Annotated in this window: 16 protein-coding genes and 1 rRNA gene; 11 read left to right on the top strand and 6 right to left on the bottom strand. The window is 71.1% G+C overall.

The window, feature by feature from the left end; genetic code table 11:
• Window positions 1–67: 67 nt before the first annotated feature.
• The 3 genes from ACF1G2_RS24130 to ACF1G2_RS24120 form a co-directional block, all read right to left on the bottom strand.
• Complete coding sequence (locus tag ACF1G2_RS24130) at window positions 68–874, bottom strand: hypothetical protein (protein ID WP_391800244.1); 807 nt, start codon at window positions 872–874, stop codon at window positions 68–70.
• Between the two features lie 555 nt (window positions 875–1,429).
• The gene (locus ACF1G2_RS24125) at window positions 1,430–2,146 is read right to left on the bottom strand and encodes a phosphatase PAP2 family protein (protein ID WP_391800243.1); all 717 of its coding nucleotides are present in this window, start codon (window positions 2,144–2,146) and stop codon (window positions 1,430–1,432) included.
• A 193-nt stretch (window positions 2,147–2,339) separates the two neighbouring features.
• Entirely contained in the window at window positions 2,340–3,368 is a 1,029-nt protein-coding gene (locus tag ACF1G2_RS24120) for an NlpC/P60 family protein (RefSeq protein ID WP_391800242.1), read from the bottom strand.
• A 176-nt stretch (window positions 3,369–3,544) separates the two neighbouring features.
• Here ACF1G2_RS24120 and ACF1G2_RS24115 point away from each other — a divergent pair, with 176 nt between their 5' ends.
• The 7 genes from ACF1G2_RS24115 (at window position 3,545) to ACF1G2_RS24085 (ending at window position 11,656) form a co-directional block, all read left to right on the top strand.
• Window positions 3,545–4,333 (top strand): hypothetical protein, encoded by a 789-nt coding sequence (locus ACF1G2_RS24115; RefSeq protein ID WP_391800241.1) that lies wholly within the window; start codon window positions 3,545–3,547, stop codon window positions 4,331–4,333.
• Window positions 4,334–4,611: 278 nt separating this feature from the next.
• On the top strand, window positions 4,612–4,920 hold the full coding sequence (locus ACF1G2_RS24110; protein WP_260230621.1) for a hypothetical protein: 309 nt from the start codon (window positions 4,612–4,614) through the stop codon (window positions 4,918–4,920).
• Window positions 4,921–4,982: 62 nt separating this feature from the next.
• Window positions 4,983–5,810, top strand: a complete 828-nt coding sequence (locus ACF1G2_RS24105; RefSeq protein WP_391800523.1) for a hypothetical protein — start codon at window positions 4,983–4,985, stop codon at window positions 5,808–5,810.
• Complete coding sequence (locus tag ACF1G2_RS24100) at window positions 5,800–7,152, top strand: hypothetical protein (RefSeq protein ID WP_391800240.1); 1,353 nt, start codon at window positions 5,800–5,802, stop codon at window positions 7,150–7,152. The genes ACF1G2_RS24105 and ACF1G2_RS24100 overlap by 11 nt, the downstream gene beginning before the upstream one ends.
• Window positions 7,149–8,702, top strand: coding sequence for an SCO6880 family protein (locus tag ACF1G2_RS24095; protein ID WP_391800239.1), 1,554 nt, complete (start codon window positions 7,149–7,151; stop codon window positions 8,700–8,702). The genes ACF1G2_RS24100 and ACF1G2_RS24095 overlap by 4 nt, the downstream gene beginning before the upstream one ends.
• A gap of 36 nt (window positions 8,703–8,738) precedes the next feature.
• Window positions 8,739–10,142 (top strand): ATP-binding protein, encoded by a 1,404-nt coding sequence (locus ACF1G2_RS24090; RefSeq protein ID WP_391800238.1) that lies wholly within the window; start codon window positions 8,739–8,741, stop codon window positions 10,140–10,142.
• A 2-nt stretch (window positions 10,143–10,144) separates the two neighbouring features.
• Window positions 10,145–11,656 (top strand): type IV secretory system conjugative DNA transfer family protein, encoded by a 1,512-nt coding sequence (locus ACF1G2_RS24085; protein ID WP_391800237.1) that lies wholly within the window; start codon window positions 10,145–10,147, stop codon window positions 11,654–11,656.
• 55 nt (window positions 11,657–11,711) lie between these two features.
• On the opposite strand, the gene ACF1G2_RS24080 is transcribed toward ACF1G2_RS24085, so the two are convergent.
• The gene (locus ACF1G2_RS24080; protein ID WP_391800236.1) at window positions 11,712–12,272 is read right to left on the bottom strand and encodes a GNAT family N-acetyltransferase; all 561 of its coding nucleotides are present in this window, start codon (window positions 12,270–12,272) and stop codon (window positions 11,712–11,714) included.
• Window positions 12,273–12,406: 134 nt separating this feature from the next.
• Between ACF1G2_RS24080 and ACF1G2_RS24075 the strand changes: the two genes are divergently transcribed.
• From ACF1G2_RS24075 to ACF1G2_RS24060, 4 genes are read left to right on the top strand one after another with little or no spacing between them, the layout of a single operon-like run.
• Window positions 12,407–13,309: an ABC transporter ATP-binding protein gene (locus ACF1G2_RS24075; protein ID WP_391800235.1), complete on the top strand. Its 903-nt coding sequence runs from the start codon at window positions 12,407–12,409 to the stop codon at window positions 13,307–13,309.
• A complete protein-coding gene (locus ACF1G2_RS24070; RefSeq protein WP_391800234.1) occupies window positions 13,306–14,136 on the top strand; it encodes an ABC transporter permease in 831 nt (276 codons plus the stop codon). The genes ACF1G2_RS24075 and ACF1G2_RS24070 overlap by 4 nt, the downstream gene beginning before the upstream one ends.
• Window positions 14,137–14,163: 27 nt before the next feature.
• Window positions 14,164–15,465 (top strand): sensor histidine kinase, encoded by a 1,302-nt coding sequence (locus tag ACF1G2_RS24065; protein ID WP_391800522.1) that lies wholly within the window; start codon window positions 14,164–14,166, stop codon window positions 15,463–15,465.
• Window positions 15,462–16,127, top strand: a complete 666-nt coding sequence (locus ACF1G2_RS24060) for a response regulator (RefSeq protein WP_391800233.1) — start codon at window positions 15,462–15,464, stop codon at window positions 16,125–16,127. The genes ACF1G2_RS24065 and ACF1G2_RS24060 overlap by 4 nt, the downstream gene beginning before the upstream one ends.
• Before the next feature lie 23 nt (window positions 16,128–16,150).
• Here ACF1G2_RS24060 and ACF1G2_RS24055 read toward each other — a convergent pair whose 3' ends face one another.
• Window positions 16,151–18,142: a pentapeptide repeat-containing protein gene (locus ACF1G2_RS24055; protein ID WP_391800232.1), complete on the bottom strand. Its 1,992-nt coding sequence runs from the start codon at window positions 18,140–18,142 to the stop codon at window positions 16,151–16,153.
• A gap of 55 nt (window positions 18,143–18,197) precedes the next feature.
• Window positions 18,198–18,285 (bottom strand): 5S ribosomal RNA (gene rrf, locus ACF1G2_RS24050); the annotation flags it as partial.

Here is an 18,285-nt window from a genome sequence, read left to right as displayed (position 1 = left end):
CGCCACGCACCGCGCATGACTCGTCCGGACCATTTGGGAATGGCCTGCGGGTGGCTTCCCGCCGCCCCTACACCTTGATCTTCCCGGCGTAGATGTCCTTACGGTGCGGCAGCCGCACGTCGACGGGGGTGCCGAACCCGTACAGCAGGGTCGTCGACGCGACCGCGACCGTACGCCCCTGGTTGGCGAAGGTGAACTGGTGCCGGACCTTGCGCAGCCGGCCTTCCGCGTCCAGATACACGTCGAAGGGGACGGTGTCCGTGGCGAACCCTTTCGCCGCCGCGGCGAGCGCACCGCGCACCTGCGGAGAGGCGGCCCGCGCGGCCACCGCGATGTCCGCGACACCGCGGTAGTGGCTGACTTTCGCCCCTGCCAGGTCGACCTCGCCGACATAGGTCACCTGCTGCGCGCCGCGCAGCAGCTCGGCTGCGGCGGCCGGGTCGGTGGCCCCGCCGGTGATGAGGTTGCCGTCGTCGAGGGTGGTGGTGTCGACGCGGACCCACTTGTCGGCCGGGACGCCGGCGCCGCGGTTCTTCATGTAGAGGGCGCCGGGGGCGAGGAGTTCGGTGACGGGCCGGTGCTCACTGGCCCCGGCGGGGTCCTTGGGCAGGACGACCCGGAGGCTGCCGGTGCGGCGGCGGAAGTCGTAACCGCCCTCGCCGCGGATGGTCACCCGCGTCCCGCCGGCCGCCATCTCCATGCTGGTGCTGGCCTTGGAGGTGCCGGCCCGGGTCAGCACCTCGGCCGCGCCCCGCACGGTCCGCGTCGGGTCTCCGCCGGGCTTGGCGTCCTGCGCCTCGGAGCATCCGCCCGCCATCAGCGCCGCGGCGACGGCCCACGCCGCTCCCGGACGCCCGTACCGCTGCACCACCATCGCCTGCCAACCCCCAACGCCGTACCGCTGCTTGTCCGGGACCGCCCGATCCGCATAACGACGGCCTGGACGACCCGTCACGCGCAGTACGGTGGATCCGTGCACGAGCAGTCCCCGCATCACGCGACCACGACCGAACGAGGCTCCTTCGCGGTCGCCCACTGCAGCTGCGGATGGAAGGGCCCGGCGCGAAGATCCCGGGACAAGGCCCGCACGGACGCGGCGTCGCACACGGCGGACACGCGGAAGACGGCGTAACCACCGGGTGGGCCCCGAGGCCCTGCCTGCCGACAGGTGACGACGACCTGATGCCCAGGGACGACCGCCCGGTTCCACCGCCGCCCGTGTGCCGTTCGGTCCACCACTTCGGGCACGCATGAATCGACGGACGCGGGGCAGGCGGGCGTGGAGCGCATGGTGGGCCGCTCCTGCCGCCGGCACAGACATCCCCCCACCTGGGGCCGGCGGTCATACGAGAGGGCCCGCACTCCACCAGGGCGGAGTGCGGGCCCTCTGACGGTTCAGCGCGGACCACCACATCGGGGCGGACACGCTCTAGGCGGCGAGATCGTTCTCCCCGGTCCCCTGGCCGAGCCGGGGCTCGGGAATGTCCAGGGTCTCCGGCAGCGAGGACCGGTCGGCTGCGCGCCGGGAGCGGACGAGCCGGGCGCCGTGCTTCGAGCGGGCGATCGCCGAGACCAGCGGGGTCAGCAGGGCGTGGGCGATCGGCGCGAGCAGCAGCGCGACCGCCGTGCCGAGGGCGAAGCCGCCGATGACGTCGGTCGGGTAGTGGACGCCCATGTAGACCCGGCAGAAGCCTTCGGCGAAGGCGAGACCGATGGCGGCGAGGCCGAGCCTGCGGTGGGCGACGAAGAGCGCGACGGCGATGGCCATCGCCAGGGTGGCGTGGTCGGAGACGAACGAGAAGTCGGTCTTGCCGTCGACGAGGACCTCGAGGCCCTGGTGGTCGTTGAACGGCCGGGGCCGTTCGACGAAGCCCCGGATGGGGACGTTGACGAGCACGGCGACGCCGGCGGCCAGCGGGGCCCAGACGAGCGCGGCGACGGCCGAGACGGAGTCGGTGAGGGTGCCGCGGCGGCGGACGCTCCACCAGCACCAGAGCGCGACGAGGACGAGGGCGAGCATGATCCCGTACTCGCCGACGAAACCCATGACGCGGTCGAGCCAGGGCGGAGCTTCCCGCGCCAGCCCGTTGATGTCGTAGAGCAGGCTGACATCGGGGTTCGAACCGTCCGATGCGAGTCCAGCCATCTGCTGCGGCCCCTTGCCTTGTCACGTGAGTCGACCGTGAGCGGTCGGATCAGGGAACGAACCGCCTGAGGCGTACGTTCCGCTCTTCCTCGACGATCACTCCGACGTTACCGAAGAGTGACGCGCCGTCGCTGCTCAGGGCCTGTGCTTAACGGAGAGTTCCGGCCATGGCCGCTGCCCGGCCGACGCGGTGTCAGCTCTGCGGCAGATGCGTCGGCAGAGCCGCCGCGCCGTCCTTGGTCACCCGGGTCGCACCAAAATAGTCAGGCGTATCGATCTTGTCGAAACGGATGACGGCACCGGTTCGCGGCGCGTCGATCATGTAGCCGCCTCCGACGTAGATGCCGACGTGCCTGATGGCGCGGGAGTTGGTCAGATCGTCGGAGAAGAAGACCAGGTCGCCGGGGAGCAGTTCGTCGCGGGAGGGGTGCGGACCGGCGTTGTACTGGTCGTTGGCGACACGCGGCAGCTCGATCCCGACGCTGAGGTACGCGGCCTGGGTCAGCCCGGAGCAGTCGAATCGGCCATTCTGCGCCGCGGTTCCGGTACCGCCCCAGAGGTAGGGCGTCCCGAGCTTCTGCTGCGCGTAGTAGATCGCTCCGGCGGCCTGCCGTGAGGGCTCGACGCGACCGACGGGCCGGGCGAAGCTCTTCTCCAGCGACCGGATGATCCGTACGTAGTTCTGCGTCTCGCTGATCCGCGGCACGCCACCGGACTTGATGACCCGGTAGGCACCCGCGTTGTACGCCGCGAGCATGTTGTTCGTGGCATCGCCCGGCACGTCCTTCACATAGCCGGCGAGCTCGCAGTCGTACGAGGCGGCCGAGGGGATCGCGTCCTTGGGGTCCCACACGTCCCGGTCGCCGTCCCCGTCCCCGTCGATGCCGTGGCCGGCCCAGGTGCCGGGGATGAACTGGGCGATGCCCATGGCGTTCGCCGGCGAGACGACCCTCGGGTTCCAGCCGCTCTCCTGGTAGAGCTGCGCGGCGAGCAGGGCCGGGTTGATGGCGGGGCAGAGGTTCCCCCACTGCTGGACCAGCCCCTGGTACGCGGCGGGCACGGCGCCCTTGGCCAGCCCCACGGTGCCGTTCCTGGCGTCCCCGGCGCCCCCGAAGAGACCGGCGGCGGCGGCGTACGTACCGACGACGAGCAGCGCGACGAAGCTCAGGCACACGCCGAAGACCCCACCGGCCACCAGCCACGCCTTGCGCGCCCTACGCACCGTCAACCACCCCTGGGCTCTTGGCAGTCCATCGAGCGACAAGTCTAGGTGCGCCAGCCGCTCCAGGGGTGGGCGCCCTGTTACCCGTTTCGGACAAAAACCTGCAACCCCGGCCGGAGGCGGGGGCGTCTCTCGTCGCGTCGAACAGCAGGAACCGGCCACACAGGGGGACGATCATGAGCCACGAGGCGAACCATCTGACACGGGTGACACGGCTGGCGGTCGCCGCCCTGACGGCGACGCTGGCGGCGAGCCTGCTGACCGGCTGCGGCCCGGACGGCGGCACCGGCGCGGGCACACCGGGCGCGTCGGGGACGCCGAGCGCGAGGCCGACGGAGAACGCGAAGCCGACGGAGAGCGCGAAGCCGACGGAGAGCGCGAAGCCGACGGAGGAGGCGTCCCCGACCCGTACGGCGTCCCCGACCGGTTCTGCCTCCCCGGCCCGTTCGGCCTCACCGACCCGTACGGCCTCACCCTCCCGCCACCCCGCGCGCGCCCTGACGTGCGATCAACTCCGCCACGCGCGCGTGCAGACCGCCCTCGTCAAGCTGCCCGACCACCCGCACCCGGGGATGCGGCTCACCGACGGCCACTGGGAGAACGAGGACGGCGTCCAGGTCGACCTCCAGCCCCAGTGCGCGATCGGCCGGCTCGTGGGGGACGGCGCGGCGGACGCCGTGGGCGTCGTGAAGATCACCACGCCGGGCACGGGCCGCTACTACACGCTCGTCGTCTGGCGGAACGACCACGGGACCCCGGTCCCCTTCGCCACCGAGTCGCTCGGCGACCGCACTCCGGTGGTCTCCCTCGCGGTGACCCCGCCGGCCGTGACCGTCGTCCACCGCACACGCCGCGACGGCGAGCCCCTGGCGGTCAACACGCTGACCCGTACGGCTCTCTACCGCGTGGCAGGGGCCGGCCTCTACGAAGTCAGCCACGTCGACACCCCGTACGCGGGCGGATGACGGCGACACCTCGGGCCGTGTACGCGGCCTGAGGTGTAACAACGACAGTCATTGCCCGGAGTCACCCTCCGTGATACACAGAGTGACCATACGCTTCTTCGCATAGAAACCGGCCACCTCGCCGCAGGTCAAGACGGTGGGATCGGTCAAGTGTGCGGGGATCGGGTAAATAGAGCCGTCAAGCCGTCACACGCGAGCGGTTTCATCAGCGAAGATAGGGCGATGACCCCTGCCATCGGGCAGGGTCGACGAACTACCCAACAGGGGCGGTGAGTTACATGTACCTGGCGGCCGAAGAAGGCGACATCACCACCATCATCGGTGGAATCGCCCCGAACTGGGGGCCTTTCGGGAGCCTGGGCAACGAGGCCAAGGTGATGATCGAGGTCGTGATGGCCGTGGCCATCCTGCTCTGTCTCGGCATCGCCATCTGGGGAGCGGCGAAGCAGCGCATCGGCGCGACCGCACTCCGGGACACGTTCAGCGCCGAGCAGGGCAAGGGCCTGATCGTGGCCGGTCTCACCGGCGTCTTCATCATCGGGTCGCTGGGCACGCTGTTCACGATCGTGTACGGGATGGCCGTCTAACCACCGAGGTCGGTTCTTTTCCTGATGTCCAGTCACCACACGGTTGAGAGGGCGTGCCTGTCATGAGCCTCGGCGACGACAACGGCGGCTTCGGCGGCGGCTCGGGCCAGACCCGCACGCGCCTCCCGGAGGGCGGCAGCGGCGACCCCTACGACGACACCCGCCGCCCCCCGACCGCCCGCAGCTCGCGCTCGCTCATCACGGTGGTGGGCGTGGTGGTCCTCCTGATCGCCGCGATCGCCTTCGCGAACAGAGGAGACGGCGACCCGGAGAAGACGGACGCCAACCCCTCGGCCGCCCGAAACCCGACCGCGGCGACGGGCGTCCGCCCGGTGACGGGCAAGACCGGCCCGATCCCCACGGGCTTCGCCCAGAACGAACAGGGCGCGCAGAGCGCGGCGTCGAACTTCGCGGTGGCGCTGGGTTCTGACGGGATGTTCCGGGCCGGAACTCGGCGGACCATCGTCGAGACCACGCATGACCCTGCGGTGGTGGCCGGCCTGATGAAGAGGCTGGACGACTCCTACTCCCCCGGCTTCCTGGCGAACATCGGCCTCGGCGCCGACGGCACCGCGCCCAGCGGACTGACCTTCGTGTCGCGCACGATCCCGGTCGGCACGAAGGTACGGGACTTCAGCAACGACTCGGCGACGGTGGAGGTCTGGTGCACCGGACTCGTGGGCCTGGCAGGCGAGGGATCCACGAAGCCGGTGACCTCCAACTGGTTCACGATCACCGAGAAGCTCAGGTGGGTCGGCAACGACTGGAAGATCGTCTCCTCGGAGCAGGCCGAAGGCCCGACGCCGGTCAACGGCGACAATCGTGCTTCCACCGCGGATGACATCGCCGAGGCTGTCCAGGAGTACGGAGGGTTCACCTATGCCCGCTGACCGACGCTCGCTCGGCACGCTCGTCGCCGCTCTGCCCGCAGGCGTCGTGCTCCTCGCGTCGCGTGCCCACGCGGCACCCACGCCTACGCCGACGCCCAGCGCCACACCGAGCCCCAGCAACAACCCGTGTGACCTGATCGTCGGTCAGGCGAAGGACTACTGCGAAAACGGCCAAAGCAACGGCGCCGGCAACGGCCGTTCCGTGACCGACCCCACCGCCGCCCTGGACCCCCTCTCCTCCCTCGCCCGCGGCTGCGCCGACGCCGCCGTCTCGATCGTCGACGCCCTCTCCAAGGCCGTCAAAGAGACCGCCGACGTCGACTTCACCAACATCGAGTTCCTCGGCCGCTACGCCGTCGTCTTCGCCGCCGCCACCTTCCTCACCCTCCTCCTCTGGCTCCTCGCCGTCGCCAAGCGAGCCATCCGCGGCGTCCCCCTCACCACCGCCATCTCCGAGGCCATCGGCTTCCTCTGGCTGACCGTCCTCGCCTCCGCCTTCACCCCGCTCATCCTCTACACCGTCGTCAACGCCACCGACGCCGTCACCGAGGTCATCGCCTCCGGCACCGGGCAACAGACCGACGTCTTCTTCGGCAGCTTCAAGGAGGCCCTCCAGAAGGGCGACAACATCGGCGGCGGGCCGATCATGCTGATCATCGTCTCGCTCGTCAGCATCCTCGCCGCCGGCGTCCTCTACCTCGAGCTGTTCCTGCGCGCCGTCATGCTCTACGTCGGCGCCCTCCTCGGCGTCGTCGTCTACTCCGGCCTCGTCGACAAGAACATGTGGGGCCACGTCCGCCGCTGGGCCGGCATCATGATCGCGATCATCCTCGTGAAGCCGGTCATCGTCATCGTCCTCGGCCTCGCCGGCGCGCTCTCCTCCGGCACCGGACCCGACTCCTTCTCCGCGGTCGTCTCCGGCCTCGCGATCATCCTGCTCGCCATCTTCGCCTCCGCGATGATCTACCGCTTCGTCCCCGGCTTCGGCGACGAGATCGTCGCCTCCCGCAACAACCGCCTCCACCGCGCCGGCGAGAACGCCGCCGCCGCCGTCATCTCCTCCCCCGCCTCCCTCGTCTCCCAGGGCATCAAGACCCACAGCACCCGCGACAGCGGCGGCGGAACCCAGAACAGCGGTGGCGCCCCGCGCCCCGCCAACCCGCTCTCCGGCGGTGTCGCCGCCCACAGCAGCCGTGGCACGGCCGTCAGCTCCGGGGGCACCGGGGGCGGCGGCGGAACTGTCCCCTCCGCCGCACCCCCACCGCGTAGCAGCAGCCCCACGTCGGGCACCCCGCACAGCAACCGCAACAACACAGGAAGCACTGGAGGTGGAGGGCGTTGACGACCCAGTCCCAGCCGGTCACGCCCCGCCGTACGTATCTCATCGGCCGTGCCCGGCCGAACGCGATCGTCGGCAAGAACCGCGAGACCGGCGAGATCGCCCTGATCATCGCCGGCGCGTTCCTCGGCATGATGAGCGGACTCCTCGTCTCCGCCCTCACCCTGCGGATCGTGCTGCTCGTCGGCTTCCCCGTCCTGGCGCTCGCCGCCGTGTACGTGCCGTACAAGCACCGCACCTTCTACAAGTGGTTCGAGATCAACCGCAGTTACAAGCGCTCCCTCAAGCGCGGCACCGCCTACCGCTCCGCCGCCGCCGAGGCCGGCACCCGGATCGACGGCCGTGAGGTCGAGGTCGGCCCGCCGCCCGGCATCGGCCGGATCAGCTGGCTCGCCGCGCCCTTCGGCCCCGACGAGATCGCCGTCCTCCTCCACGCCGACCGCCGCACCGTCACCGCCGCCATCGAGATCGAGGGCCCCGGCGTCGGCCTGCGCGACAGCGAGGACCAGGAAGCCCTGGTGGACCGTTTCGGCACCCTCCTCAAGCACGTCGCCAACGGAGACGGCTTCGTCACCCGCCTCCAGATGCTCGCCCGCACCCTCCCCGCCGACCCCGACGCCCACGCCAAGGACGTCGCCCAGCGCGGCGACGCACAGGCCCCCGGCTGGCTCCAGGAGTCGTACGAGCAGCTCCAGTCGATGGTCTCCACCTCCAGCGAGCAGCACCGCGCCTACCTCGTGGCCTGCATGCACTACACCCGCGAACTCGCCGCCGAGGCCAACGCCATGGCCCGCGCGGCCCGTCACACCTCCGGCGCCCGCAAGCTCGACCGCGACGCCGGCCTCGCCGTCGTCATGGCCCGCGAGCTCACCGACATCTGCGCCCGTCTCGCCGAGGCCGACATCCGCGTACGGCAGCCCCTCGGCCAGTCCCGGCTCGCCTCCCTCGTGCACTCCATGTACGACCCGGACCACCCCATCGACCACATCCAGGCCATGACGAAACGAAACGCTTGGCCCGCCGAACTCGACGCCATGGAGCCCACCTACCTCCAGGCCAAGACCCGTGAGTCCTCCACCCGCGCCCCCTGGTGCCACGCCACCGCCTGGGTGAAGGAGTGGCCGATGACCCCCGTCGGCGTCAACTTCCTCGCCCCGCTCCTCGTCCACACGCCCGACGTGATCCGCACGGTCGCCGTGACCATGGACCTCGAACCCACCGAGGTCGCCATCGAGCGCATGCTCACCGAGAAGACCAACGACGAGGCCGAGGCCTCCCGCCAGGCCAAGATGAACCGCACGGTCGACCCCCGCGACATCGCCGCGCACGGCCGGCTCGACCAGCGGGGTGAAGATCTCGCCAGTGGCGCGGCGGGCGTCAACCTCGTCGGGTACATCACTGTGTCGTCGCGTTCGCCCGAAGCCCTGGCCAGGGACAAGCGCACGATCAGGGCCTCCGCCGGCAAGTCGTATCTGAAGCTGGAGTGGTGCGACCGCGAGCACCACCGGGCCTTTGTGAACACCCTGCCGTTCGCGACCGGCATCCGCCGCTAGAGCCGCCAGCCGCCAGCCGCTAAGGGGCCCGCCCACATGCGAGATCCACTCTCCGCCCTCACAGAAGCCTTCACCGCCTTCCTCTTCGGGAAGGTGGAGACGACCCGCCTGCCCGTCCGCACCTCGACCGGCCAGGCCCAGGCCGTCTACCTGCCCACCGCCGCGCCCGGCCTCGGCGACTCCGGCGTGATCATCGGCCGCGAGGTCTACAGCGGCAAGGGCTACATCTACGACCCGTTCCAGCTGTACGGGCAGCAGCTCCCGGCCCCCCACTGGCTGGTCCTCGGCGAGTCCGGTAACGGCAAGTCGGCGCTGGAGAAGACGTACGTCCTGCGGCAGTTGCGGTTCCGCGACCGGCAGGTCGTCGTCCTCGACGCCCAGGGCGAGGACGGCGTCGGCGAATGGAACCTCATCGCGCAGGAGCTGGGGATAACTCCCATCCGCCTCGACCCGATGGTCGCCGTCGACGCCGGCATCCGGCTCAACCCGCTCGACCCGTCGATCACCACGACCGGGCAGCTGGCCCTGCTCCGTACGATCATCGAGGTCGCGATGGGCCACGGCCTCGACGAGCGATCCGGCTTCGCGCTCAAGGTCGCCCACGCGTACGTCAACGAGCACATCACCGACCGCCAGCCCATCCTGACCGACATCGTCGAGCAGCTCCGCCACCCCAAGGCGGAGTCGGCGGAGGCGATGAACGTCGACATAGACGACGTACGCGCCTGGGGTCTGGACGTCGCGCTCGTCCTGGACCGGCTCGTCGACGGCGACCTGCGGGGCATGTTCGACGGCCCGACGACGGTCGGCATCGACCTCGACGCGCCGCTGATCGTCTTCGACCTGTCCCACATCGACCGCAACTCCATCGCCATGCCGATCCTCATGGCGATCGTCGGCGTGTGGCTGGAGCACACCTGGATCCGCCCCGACCGGAAGAAGCGCATCTTCCTGGTCGAGGAGGCCTGGCACATCATCAACAGCCCCTTCGTGGCGCAGCTGTTCCAGCGGCTGCTCAAGTTCGGCCGCCGGCTCGGCCTGTCCTTCGTCGCCGTCGTGCACCACCTCTCCGACGTCGTCGACGGCGCGGCCGCCCGCGAGGCCGCGGCCATCCTCAAGATGGCGTCCACGCGGACCATTTATGCCCAGAAAGCCGACGAGGCGAGGGCGACGGGACGGGTACTCGGCCTGCCACGGTGGGCGGTCGAGATCATCCCGACGCTCACCCCCGGTATCGCGGTCTGGGACGTCAACGGCAACGTCCAGGTGGTCAAGCACCTCATCACCGAGAGGGAACGCCCGCTCGTCTACACGGACCGCGCCATGACGGAGTCGTCGGCCGACCCGGCCGTCGACCCGGAACTGGAGTGGGAGACGGAACAGCGCGCCGCCCTCATGGAGCGGCAGCTCGACGATCCCTCCCGGTCGACGGTGGCGTGAGGATGGCGATGGCGAAGGGGCCGCGGGAGCGGCAGCAGGGCGGGGTCCCGGACGGGCTGGTGCTGGCCCTGGTCGGCGTCCCCGTCGGCCTGACGGCGCTCGCGTGGACGGCGACCGGTCTGGCGGCCCTGCTGTCGAAGGGCGCCTGGCCGGAAGGTGTCACCTTCACCCGGACCCCGATGGCCGTCCGCTCCCTGTTCGGCAGCCCGCAGGACCTGCCGGGCGCATGGCCGGACACCCCGGCGGGCGAGCTGTCGGGATACGGCCTGTTCTGGGGCCTGCTCATCGGCGAGCTGATGGTGCTGGTGGTCCTCACGGTGTTCGTGGTGGGGACGCTGGCACGCTGGAGAACGGTACGGGCGACCCGCCGCGTCGGCGCGTACGGGGTGAGTGCGGTCGCGAGTGCCGGGACGAGTGCGAGCGCGGTCGCGAGCGCCGGTGCGCGTACGAGCCGTGCGGCCGCCGAGGGCCTCGCGGAAGACACACCGCAGGCGGTCGTACAGCAGCCGCCCGCACCCAGGACGCCCCTGGAGGAGCACCCCCCGGCCGCGTCCCGGCCGCCCGCCCCGACCCCGGCGCCTGCCCCACCCTCCCTCGGCATCGTGTACGGCACCCCCGCAGAGCGCCGTCCCGCGGCCGTCCAGGCGATCCAGGACGCCGAGGGGCCCCTGCTCGTCGTCACCTCCGACCCGACGCTCTGGGCCTACACCAAGGACGCCCGCGGGAAGCTCGGCCCCGTCCTGCTCTACGACCCCGGCCACCTCTGCGACACACCCGCACGCCTCCACTGGTCCCCGTCCGCGGGGTGCGAGGACCCGGCGAGGGCCCAGGAGCGGGCGGTCGCCCTCCTCGCCCCCGTACGCCCGCCGTCCCGTCTGGACGTCGCGGTCGCCGACACCGCCGAAACGCTCCTGCGCTGCTGGCTGCACGCCGCCGCCCTGGACGACCGCCCCTTCAAGCAGGTCCACCGCTGGGCCCAGGGCACGGCCGCCCACGAGCCCGTACGCATCCTCCGCACGCACCCCAAGGCCGCCTCGGGACACGCCGGCCTCCTGGAGTCGGCGCTCACCGCGCACCCGGAACGGCGCGAGATCGCCCAGGAGTTGACGGCCCGTGCACTCTCCTCGCTCTCCTCGGTCCACATCAGGGACGCCTGCACCCCGAATCGAACTGATTCGCTGACGCTGGAATCATTCGTCGCCGAAGGGGGCACCCTCTATGTGGTCGGTGAAACCATCGAGGACCCGCGCACCCGCCCCGGCGGGATGCCCCTGCTCACCGCCCTCGCCGCAAGCGTGGTCGAGCACGGCCGCCGCATGGCCGCACGGTCATCCGACGGTCGGCTCGACCCACCAATGACCCTGGTCCTCGACGACGTCGCCGCCGTGGCTCCCCTTCCCCGTCTGCCGGAGCTGCTTGCGGACGGCCGGGACCAGGGCCTGCCGACCCTGGCCCTGCTCCGCTCCCCGGAACAGGCCCGCGCCCGCTGGCCGGAGCCCCTGCCCCAGCCCTAGGGCGCCATCGGGCCTCCGCCAGGGCGTCAGGCGCACCCGGCCGCCGGGCTCGACGTCAGACCCCCGGCCTCCGGACCTCGTACTCCACCTCGTGCGCCGAGTCGTCCCCCGGCATCGCCACCCGGACCCCCGTCGCCACGAACCCGAACCGCCGGTAGAAGGCAGCGGCCCGCGCGTTGTCCTCGTGCACGTACAGCCGCACCCGCCGCACCGTCGGCTCCGGCAGCGACCAGGACCACTCCACGCCCGCCCGGAACAACGCGTCGATCACACCCGTCCCGCGCGCCTCCGGCCGTACGTACACGCCCACGATGTGCGTCTGGTCGACCTTCGCCGCCTCACCGAGCCGCACGTCGTCCGACGGCCGCTCCACCAGCAGCGAGATCGTGCCCGCCCAGCTCCCGTCGGGCGCCTCGGCCACGAACTGACGGACCTTCGTCCCGCTCTCGGACGCGCCCTCCGCGCGCTCCTTCCAGAACGAGTCGGGCCGCTCGACGGCGTCCTCGTAGGTGTCCAGGAAGGCGATGCCCGCCACCGGGTCCTGCAGGGCGGCGAGCCGGATCTCGCGGGTCTGCTCCCACTCGTCGGCGCGGATGACACGTATCGAATAGTCCATGGTCCTGATCCTCGCCGCGGGCCACCACCCCCGACAAGCTCTTTCTTCCCGTCGTACCCCGGTACTACGTCACCCGCCGCGCTCCCGTCCACGGTCGGACGATCCGCCGCCGCCCGCTCCGTAGCGTCGTGGACATGATCCGAGCAGAAGAACTCACCAAGCGGTACGGCGACAGGACCGTCGTCCAGGACCTCAGCTTCACCGTCCGCCCCGGCACGATCACCGGCTTCCTCGGCCCCAACGGCGCGGGCAAGTCCACCACTCTGCGGATGCTCCTCGGCCTGGACGCCCCCACCCGCGGCCGCGCCACCGTCGGCGGCCGCGCCTACGCCGCGCACCCCGCCCCGCTCACCCAGGTCGGCGCGCTCCTCGAAGCCCGCTCGATCCACCCCGGCCGCTCCGCCCACCACCACCTCATGGCGCTCGCCCACACCCACGGCATCCCGCGCTCCCGCGTCGAGCACGTCCTGGGCCTCACCGGCCTCGCCGAGGTAGCCCGGCGCCGCGTCAAGGGCTTCTCGCTCGGCATGGGCCAGCGGCTCGGCATCGCCGCCGCGCTCCTCGGCGACCCGGAGACGGTCGTCCTCGACGAGCCCGTCAACGGGCTCGACCCCGAGGGCGTGCTGTGGATCCGTACGCTGCTCAAGTCCCTCGCCGCCGAAGGCCGTACGGTCCTGGTCTCCTCCCACCTCATGAGCGAGATGGCCCTGACCGCCGACCACCTCGTCGTCATCGGCAAGGGCCGGCTCCTCGCGGACACCACCGTCGACGCGCTCGTACGGGAATCGGGTGGCGCCTCGGTCAAGGTCGTCACCCCCGAAGCGGCCCGCCTCGGCGCCCTCCTGCCGCAGGCCCGGATCGTCAGCGAGGCCGTCGACACCCTCCGCGTCACCGGCGTCGAAGCCGCGGACATCGGCCGCGCGGCCGCCGCCCACGGCGTACCGCTCTTCGAACTCACCCCCGAGACCGCCTCCCTGGAGCAGGCGTTCATGGACCTCACCCAGGACTCGGTCGAATACCAGGGAGCAGCAGCATGACCGCGGCGACCACCCCGACCACCCCGACCACCCCGACCCCGACGGCCGTGGCCCCCGCCTCCGCGTACCGCGTCACCCCCACCCGCGTCCTGCGCTCGGAATGGCACAAGTTGTGGACGGTCCGCTCCACCTGGATCACCGTCCTCACCTCCGTCGCCTTCCTCCTCGGCGTCGGCATCCTCATGGGCGCCACCTACACCTCCGACGGCGGCGACTCCGACGTCGACACCGTCATCCTCACCCTCTACGGCTCCCAGCTCGGCGCGATCTCCCTCGCCGTCCTCGGCATCCTGGTCACGGCGGGCGAGTACTCGACCGGCATGATCAGGGCCTCGCTCACCGCCGTCCCACGCCGGACGCCCGTCCTGTGGGCGAAGGCCACCGTCTTCACGGCGACCGTCTTCACCGTCTCCTTCGTGACCGCCCTCATCACCTTCCTCACCGCGCAGCTCTTCCTCTCCGACACCGACCAGGCCGCCTCCCTCGCCGACGACGGAGTCCTGGCCGCCATCGCGGGCAACGCCGCCGGAGTCACCCTCCTCGGCCTCGTCGCCCTCGGACTCGGCGCCGCGCTGCGCTCGGTTCCGGGCGGCATCGGAGCCTTCGTCGGCGGGGTGCTGATCCTGCCGGAGGTCCTCGGCATGCTCCCGTACGACGCCGTCGAGAGGGCCATCACGTACTTCCCCACCCAGGCCGCCGGCGCCCTCGGCTCCGCGGACCCGCTGCCCCACGCGGCCTCCCCGGGCGGCGCGTTCCTCGCCCTGTGCCTGTGGGCGGCCGCGACCCTGATCGTCCCGGCGATGTTGCTGAAGCGCCGAGACGTCTAGCCGCCGGCGTACGAGGATGAACGCGTGATCACGGAGAAGCAGCCCGGCACGGAGCCCGGCAGGGAACCCGCCACGGACCCTTACGCGGAGCCCGACGCGGACCCTGGCACCCCCCGCACCGGCGGGGGACCCCGCACCGGCGAGGAACCCCTCAGCCGGTACATCCAGCGCCTGACCCAGCGCGTACGAGCCTTCGACACGCGCCGCCCCAGGGTCTGGGACGGGCTGCTCACCGCCTTCTGGGCGGCCGCCGCCCTGATCGACGCGATGGGCGGCTGGCGGAACACCGCCCCCGACCCCTCCGTACCGGCCTGGCTCGTCGTGGCCATGAGCCTGGCCTTCGCCGTCCCGCTCCTGTGGCGGCGCCGCCGGCCGATGGCGGTCCTCGCGGTGATGGCGTGCGTGGCGCTCGTGAACCAGGGGACCGGCGCGTTCCTCCAGGCCGGGCTCCTCCAGCTGCTCGCCGTCTTCCACATCGCGCTGCGCCGACCCCTGCGCACCCTCCCGTGGACACTCGCGCTGCTCACCCCGCCCCTGGTCATGGGCGCGGTCCGATACCCCCAGGGCAGCTGGGACCAACAGGTCGTCCCCACCCTGTGGGCGTACGCGATGGCCGCCCTGCTCGGCATCGCGGTCCGCTCCCGCCAGGACCACACCGCCGCCCTCGTCGACCGGGCCCGCCGCCTCGAGGTCGAACGCGACCAGCAGGCCCAGCTGGCGGCGGCCGCCGAACGCACCCGGATCGCCCGCGAGATGCACGACATCATCGGCCACAACCTCGCGGTCATCACCGGCCTCGCGGACGGCGGCAGGTACGCGGCCGCCAAGAACCCCGAACGCGCCGCCGAAGCCCTCGACGCCATCGGCACGACGAGCCGCCAGGCCCTCGCCGAACTCCGCCGCCTGCTGCGCGGCGAGGCGGTACGCGACCCACAGCCCACCCTGGACGACCTGGACGACCTCATCGCCGGCGTGCGGACCGCGGGCCTCCCGGTACGGCTGGACACCCACGGCGAGACCCCACCGCTCGCGACGGGCGCGCAACTGACGGTCTACCGCGTCGTCCAGGAGGCCCTCACGAACACCCTCAAGCACGCGGGCACCGGAGCCGAGGCGACCGTGCGCCTTTCGTACGGGCCGGAGGCGTCGACCGTCGAGATCACGGACACCGGCCGGGCGCACGGCACCGGAACCACGGGCACGGGCCAGGGCGTTACGGGAATGCGCGAACGCGCCGCGCTGTACGACGGCACGCTCGAAGCGGGCCCGCTGCCGGACGGCGGCTGGCGCGTACGGCTCCGACTCCCCCTGGAGGACTCCCCCTCGTGACGACGGTGCTGATCGCGGACGACCAGGCGATGCAACGCTTCGGCTTCCGCATGCTGCTGGAGAGCCAGGACGACATGACGGTCGTCGGCGAGGCGCCGAACGGCACCGAGGCGGTCCGCCTCGTGGACCGGCACCGCCCCGACGTCGTCCTCATGGACATCCGCATGCCGGGGCTCGACGGCATCGAGGCCACCCGCCGCATCGTCGCCACGGGCGCCCGCACCCGCGTCCTGATCGTCACGACCTTCGACCTCGACGAATACGCCTACGAGGGCCTGCGCGCCGGCGCCAGCGGCTTCCTGGTCAAGGACGCCCAGCCGGAGGAACTCCTCTCCGGCATCCGCGCCGTGGCGAGCGGCGACGCGGTGGTGGCCCCCAGCCTGACGCGCCGCCTCCTGGACGCGTACATCCACCACCTCCCTCCCACCCCGGGCCCACCCCGTGCGGACCCCCGCCTCACGGCCCTCACCGACCGCGAACGCGAGATCCTCACGGTCATCGCCCAGGGCTGGACGAACACGGAGATCGCCGAACGCCTCCACCTGGCGGAGTCGACGGTGAAGACCCACGTGAGCCGCATCCTCGCGAAGACAGGCGCGAGGGACCGCGTCCAGGCGGTCATCCTGGCCTACGACACCCACCTGGTGACACCAGGTCAATAAGGGCCGGTAGCCACCGACCCCGCCTATTCCGTCAGCACGGCCCCGTCCCAGACAGCGGTGCTCCGGTCCGTCCCGTCGAGGTACGCCTCCTCGAGGAGTGCGCCGGTGAAGTTCGTCCGGGTGAGATTCGCGGCCGGCATCGCCAGCTCCGTGTCGGCACCGAAGTCGGTCCCGCGCAGCCGGACACCGGTCAGGTCGGCATCGGTGAGGTTCGCCCCGGAAAGATCCGCATGCGAGAGAGAGGTGGCCGACTCCGGGTCCGAGCTGACCAGCACCGCGCCCGTCAGATCGACACCGGTGAGGACCGTGTCGTGCAGGTCGGTACTGTCCGCGACGACGCCCCTGAGGTCGGCGTCCTGGAACTCCGAGTCCTCGAAATCGCTGTTGCTCAGGAAGGCGTTGTTCATCGTCGCATCGTGGAGCCAGACGTTCTCGAACTCCCCGTCCTGGAGGTACGCCCGCGTGAGATCCGCACCCCTCATGTCCGCATCGGAGAAGTCCCCGGCGCTGAAGTCGGCACCGACGAGAAACGTGCGCCTCAGATCGATCACCCGCTCCCCCTCCACGCCGAGCGGCCGGCCGCCCAGCACATTGAGAGCCGCCTGGACGTCGTCCGAGGGCCGCGTGTTCTCATCCTTGCGCGCGGCCTCGATCTGGGCCTTCTTCGGGAGCCGCGCGTGTTCCCGTATGTACGAGCTGAGAACTTCGACGATCGCCGGTTGTTCGAGTGGAGACTCCCGCATCATCCGCTGCAGCGCGTAGATGCTGCTGATCCTGACGTTCACGTTGTCGTCACCGAGATTGGCCACGGTCTCGTTGTACGAGGTGGCGACCTGCTCCCGCTCGTTGACGCGCAATGCGTCGCTCGCCTGACGAACCGTCATCGCCGTGAAGACCAGGGCCAGGAGAGCCGGAACCGCGGGCACTGCCGTCGCCAACGCCAGATAGTGCTGTGCCTGCCAGCCTGCTCCGACGCCGCGTGTCGACGGCACGGCGGGTGCCGCCGAGGGCGGCGGGGTCGGGGCGGTCGAGAGGAGGGATGCGTCGAGCAGCGCGAGCCAACGGGATTCGTGCAGCCGGTCCTGAAGCTGGGCGAGCAGCCGGACGACATCGGGCAGGCGGGCGGTCCCCTCCCGGAGAACGCGGCCCGTCGCCTCGTGCAGGGTGGTCGCCACACGCCAGCCGTGCTCCTCGAGTTCCACCAGGCGATCCGCGTCGGCGGGGAGGCCCAGCCGGGCGAAGTCCTGCAGGGCGACCCGCAGTCGAGCCACCCGCGCATCCAGGACCGAACCCTCCGGGGCGGGGGTGCGGTAGGCGTCACGGCATGCCGCGAGCGCTTCCAGACATGCCAGGAGAGGAGCGTCCTGCTTCGCCCACACGGCGAACTCCCGAAGGGCCGACCGCCGGACCCACCAGGCTCCCAGGACCATCCCCACGGCCATACCGAAACCGAACCCCGACTCGACACCGGACCACCAGGGAACGAAGTTCGGTTCGCAGCCCCGGAGAAGAGACCATCCGAGGCACTCCTCATAGCCCTCGGTGAACCCCCAGTCCTCGAACACCCGCGAGAAGACGTCGTAAGGCCCCCAGACCCAGGCACCAGGCCCCTGTCCCCATGCCGGGAACATCGCACACCACGCTCCGAGCAGAACACCGCAGCTCACGAGCAGGACGGGTATCAGGCTCGCCCAGACCCACAGTCCACGCCTCAGCACCCGCGCCGAGCGGTCCGCCTCGACCAACCGGTCGAGCAGGTCCGCCTGAGGCGTCGCACTCGCCACCCCTTGATGCCGGCGCAAAGCCACAACCCGCCGTACCTCACGCCTCACCTCCTGAAGAGGGGGTCGCACGAACGCGCGAGGTACGAGGAGAATCCGGCGTCCGATACGACGATGCGGATCGTCGTACGCGGCAAGGCGGACGACCGTCCGCCAGACGAGAATCACGACCAACAGACTGCAGCCGCCGCCCGATAAGGCCCGCAGCCAGTCCCCCCAGGATGAAAAGTCCACAAACGCAAAAATGCCTCAACCCCCGGACCAGGTCCAGGGGTTGAGGCTAAAGATTGTTCGGCGGCGTCCTACTCTCCCACAGGGTCCCCCCTGCAGTACCATCGGCGCTGAAAGGCTTAGCTTCCGGGTTCGGAATGTAACCG

The organism is Streptomyces sp. NPDC013457 (assembly GCF_043089925.1).
Taxonomy (GTDB): Bacteria; Actinomycetota; Actinomycetes; order Streptomycetales; family Streptomycetaceae; genus Streptomyces.
This window is presented reverse-complemented; position numbering and strand designations above follow the sequence as displayed.

Bases quoted from the DNA above. Each gene is read 5' to 3' on its own strand.
- ACF1G2_RS24110 (WP_260230621.1), top strand. From the start codon at position 4,612: ATGTACCTGGCGGCCGAAGAAGGCGACATCACCACCATCATCGGTGGA.
- ACF1G2_RS24085 (WP_391800237.1), top strand. From the start codon at position 10,145: ATGGCGATGGCGAAGGGGCCGCGGGAGCGGCAGCAGGGCGGGGTCCCG.
- ACF1G2_RS24070 (WP_391800234.1), top strand. From the start codon at position 13,306: ATGACCGCGGCGACCACCCCGACCACCCCGACCACCCCGACCCCGACG.
- ACF1G2_RS24115 (WP_391800241.1), top strand. From the start codon at position 3,545: ATGAGCCACGAGGCGAACCATCTGACACGGGTGACACGGCTGGCGGTC.
- ACF1G2_RS24080 (WP_391800236.1), bottom strand. From the start codon at position 12,272: ATGGACTATTCGATACGTGTCATCCGCGCCGACGAGTGGGAGCAGACC.
- ACF1G2_RS24100 (WP_391800240.1), top strand. From the start codon at position 5,800: ATGCCCGCTGACCGACGCTCGCTCGGCACGCTCGTCGCCGCTCTGCCC.
- ACF1G2_RS24130 (WP_391800244.1), bottom strand. From the start codon at position 874: ATGGTGGTGCAGCGGTACGGGCGTCCGGGAGCGGCGTGGGCCGTCGCC.
- ACF1G2_RS24075 (WP_391800235.1), top strand. From the start codon at position 12,407: ATGATCCGAGCAGAAGAACTCACCAAGCGGTACGGCGACAGGACCGTC.
- ACF1G2_RS24090 (WP_391800238.1), top strand. From the start codon at position 8,739: ATGCGAGATCCACTCTCCGCCCTCACAGAAGCCTTCACCGCCTTCCTC.
- ACF1G2_RS24105 (WP_391800523.1), top strand. From the start codon at position 4,983: ATGAGCCTCGGCGACGACAACGGCGGCTTCGGCGGCGGCTCGGGCCAG.
- ACF1G2_RS24125 (WP_391800243.1), bottom strand. From the start codon at position 2,146: ATGGCTGGACTCGCATCGGACGGTTCGAACCCCGATGTCAGCCTGCTC.